The organism is Elizabethkingia sp. YR214 (genome assembly GCF_003058195.1).
In the GTDB taxonomy this organism is placed as follows: domain Bacteria; phylum Bacteroidota; class Bacteroidia; order Flavobacteriales; family Weeksellaceae; genus Elizabethkingia.
In genome coordinates this window covers 1-3,947 of the sequence record NZ_QBUH01000020.1, presented here as the reverse complement: position 1 = coordinate 3,947, position 3,947 = coordinate 1, and the positions used below count along the sequence as shown (strand labels likewise).

The following is a 3,947-nucleotide window of genomic DNA, read 5'->3' as shown; positions in this document are numbered from 1 at the left end:
TGTGTCTCTGTGAATCTTGTCTTTTTCATCTTTTACAGTTTAAAATTAATAAATTTCTCTATTTTTAAACTGTCTGGTTTTTAGGGACACTTACACATTCTTGCTCCGTAATCATACATTCCTGTTTCCTGTAATTCCTTGCCATTGTATTTGTACTGATAAGCATTATTGGCTAAGGAAGTAGAATTGTATCCCTGATGTTTTAATCCAAACGGGTAATAGTTATTTTCTTCAATGATCTCTGCCCCGCCAGAAGCACCTTTGGTGTAGCTTAATCTTACATTTCCAAGGTGATCTGTATAATTGTAAATATAGAATGCTTTTATTATAAAAACAGCATGGCTTATTTCCATGCTGTTGATGAATTATATCTAATACTATATAAACAAAATTGTTACATAATTATTTTTTTATAATTTCTAATTTTTCACTTTTAATAATAAAGTCTGAATCTTTATTCTCTTCTATACGTGATTCATTGAAGTAAACTGGAAAAAAATCAAGAGTTATTATTCCATTTTCTTCTTTTAGTAAAGCATTGGATATTACTGTACTGTTAATTTTAATACTTTCAAAAAACTTGAATAGGAGAATATTTTCAAATAACAGAATAATATTTTCTCTATTATCTGTAGTCCAATTATATAAATTAATATAAATTTTGCAAATGTGATTAGTATAATTAAATTCTTGAATAACAGCATCAGAAAATGCTTTATAGTCTTTTTTTATTTGCTCTATCATAATATTTCTATTTTGCTAAGGGTTGTGAATATTTAGTATTAGGTGGAATAACTTTGTAATCAGTTGGAACAAGTGTATGAGGGACATGATTTTCCAATATTGTATGCCCGATGTCGCGGATTTGTAATCCGTGACTTTATTATCCCATAAAGATAACTTCAATATCTAAAGCACTATCCAAATTTGAATAATTTCTGGCTGAGCTAAAATAATAATTTTAAGCTTCTGTTATTTTTATAAAATATGTTTGTGTTATTTTGTGGCTTTATACTTTGTTGACATTTTGTGTTTTTAATTTTATGTAATTATAATGAAAAAGCACGGATTACAAATCCGCGCTATCTGGGTGTCTCACTCGTATCAATGTAAATATAACATATTAATAAAAACAAGCTGCCTGGAAAGGCAACTTATTAAAATATTTTGGATTAGTCACAAGCCGGAGGCTTGTGCTAGCGGAGGAGTTATTTTATTGGAGTAAAACTAATTAAATCTGTTTTTTCTATTTTTGCAATTCTATAGTTCTTATCATAATAAAATGTTGTCAAAAGAGATTCTTTTCCATGATTATCTATTAAGAAAGTAGATGTTTTAAAAGAATTATTATTGTTTTTTTTAATTTCTGTTTTATACAAGAACCCATCAAGGATTTCTGTATATAAAGTATCTCTATTAATTGATAAAAATAATTTCTTATTTTTTACATCATAAAATTCATTGTTAATGTTAATATATTTTTCAGTTTCTATATGATTAGACAGCTGAATAGAAAATACTTTAATAGTATCCTTGTGATACTCAATTTCATATTTTCCCACAACTTTTCCGGTTAATTCTATCTTATTTTCTTTATTACAAGAAATAAATAAAAATAATAACCAAAAGAATGAAATACTTTTTATTTTATTGTTGTTCTTCATTTTCAGTATTTTTAAATTCCTTTTTATAATTAGGATTTATTTTAATTAACTCATTTTTTATTTGATTATATTTATTAACAACCCGATGTCGCGGATTTGTAATCTGTGACTTCATTTTATCTTATAAAGATAACTTCAATATCTAAAGCACTATCCAAATCTGAATAATTTCTGGCCGAGCTAAAATAATAATTCTCAGATTCTGCTATTATTATAAAATATGTTTCTGTCACTTTATACTTTGTTGACATTTTTAATTATAATAAAAAAGCACGGATTACAAATCCGTGCTATCGGGATTAAACAGCAAAGCTAACTTCCATGAGTTAGCTTTGCTTATTATTATTTGTCATTTAGGATACGAGCTAGAAGCTTGTGCTAGCGGGGGGAAATATTAGAAATAAAAATGTATACTAGTTTTGAACATTAAAGCCAACTCAAACATTTTAACTACTTCTGGAATATCATTAGAAATTTTCTTTAGTTCCTGAAATGAACTATGTATGAGATTTAAATCCGTAATATGTTCGTCTTCAAAATCATCTATATTACTTTGTGATATTCTATTTATTAAGGAAAAGATACCTTTACTCCATAATTTATCAAACTCATCATTTGATAAAATTAATTCTATAATTTGATCTGGTGTAGCAGTATCATAGTCTAATGAGATTTCTGCTTCTTTATTTTTGGGAACAACTATTGTTTTTGCCATATTTAATCGATATTATTAAAATGAGTTACTTGATTATATTCTGCATTATTTCTTCCTGCCTGTTTTCCATTAACGGTCTTATTATTTGGAACATTACCATTCATGTCTAAATAATTTCTTTTACCAGATAAGTTAGTATTTTCAACTCTAAAGTAATTTCCATTGTTATCATATACCACTTGTATACCTGTTTCGGAGTTATTATAGATAGTCTTTCCACTAGCATTTGCGACTCCTTCAGCATCTGGAGCGAATTTATTTATTGCGTTTGATAGGCTTGCATTTTCCCACCCTTCTGAGAATTTTGCTGCTCTGATTGTACCTCCAGATAGGGCTGACTCGGTCTCAGCAACAGTAGAAGCTTTACCTACTTTTGACACAAGACCTCTTGCGATATTTCCAACTCCTTCCGTAGCGACCATTACTGCCGCATCTGTAGCCATGTTAGTATATGTGTTTCCAACATATTTCCCAGCAGCAGAAGCATCTCCAGTTGCAACACTTCCAATACCTAATGCCATTAGAGTAAATGGATCAGTATATCTCCCTTGCATTGATTTCATCACTCCTTTAGGGTCATTAATAATAGCTTTGGCAGCTGATTTTACAGTTCCTATAGGGTTGGTGACGAGTTGTTTTACTCCATGATAAGTACCCTTCAAAGATCCCTTCGCGCCTTGGTACATACCTGAATAATATGTTGAAGCAAGAGTTTTTATTTGCTTCCAGGTAGGCCATGGCCACATTCCATCAGGATCTATAAAACGTATAGGATTATCAAAGGCATAAGTATAAGGAGACCATCTTCGCCCGAATTCCGATTTTAGATCCACGACACCCCAACGCCCCAATTCCGGCATATACATTCTTGCTCCGTAATCATACATTCCTGTTTCCTGTAATTCCTTGCCATTGTATTTGTACTGATAAGCATTATTGGCTAAGGAAGTAGAATTGTATCCCTGATGTTTTAATCCAAACGGGTAATAGTTATTTTCTTCAATGATCTCCGCTCCTCCAGAAGCACCCTTAGTGTAGCTTAATCTTACATTTCCAAGGTGGTCTGTATAATTGTAAATATACTTATTTTTTGTTACATCATAATAACCTTCTGCTGTAGGAATAAATTGTAAAACATTATCCTCATACTGGAATCCATCGAGATAATCTGTGGTTTTGCCTCCAAATACCTTTTTTACTTTAGATCCATCCGCACGGTATACATAATCAGTATTGCCGATAGAAGCCGTAATGCTGTTTGGCAGGTTCAGGTAATTGTAAGCAATATTCGAGATTCCTTTATCCAGATGATTCACCATATTGCCATTGATATCATAAGCAATCGTGTTTCCACCTACCGGATAACCCGCTGCATTTCCTGAAGCATCATTCACTCTAATCAGTTTATTACTGTTTCCGCTATTATCATAAGTATAACTTAGATTGTCAATATTGGCTGCAGTTTGCCCAGCCCTCTGAAGGGATTTAATATTCCCGTTCAGATCATATGTAAGCTTCTCCGCATAAGAACCCGCCGTTAATCCTGAGTTTGCCCAGTAATTTCCTTC

Annotated in this window: 4 protein-coding genes and 1 pseudogene; all 5 read right to left on the bottom strand. The window is 31.3% G+C overall.

All coding sequences use genetic code 11. The features are described 5' to 3' along the window. Nucleotides 1-95 precede the first annotated feature (95 nt). Nucleotides 96-329, bottom strand: a pseudogene (locus C8J95_RS18530) (hypothetical protein); the annotation flags it as partial. Nucleotides 330-402: 73 nt separating this feature from the next. Next, nucleotides 403-744: a hypothetical protein gene (locus C8J95_RS18525; protein WP_107810188.1), complete on the bottom strand. Its 342-nt coding sequence runs from the start codon at nt 742-744 to the stop codon at nt 403-405. Nucleotides 745-1,208: 464 nt separating this feature from the next. Further along, a complete protein-coding gene (locus tag C8J95_RS18515) occupies nt 1,209-1,664 on the bottom strand; it encodes a hypothetical protein (RefSeq protein WP_107810187.1) in 456 nt (151 codons plus the stop codon). A 394-nt stretch (nt 1,665-2,058) separates the two neighbouring features. Beyond that, complete coding sequence (locus C8J95_RS18505) at nt 2,059-2,379, bottom strand: hypothetical protein (RefSeq protein ID WP_107810186.1); 321 nt, start codon at nt 2,377-2,379, stop codon at nt 2,059-2,061. A 2-nt stretch (nt 2,380-2,381) separates the two neighbouring features. Further along, the coding region (locus tag C8J95_RS19115; protein ID WP_255412894.1) for an RHS repeat domain-containing protein at nt 2,382-3,947 on the bottom strand (1,566 nt) is incomplete at its 5' end.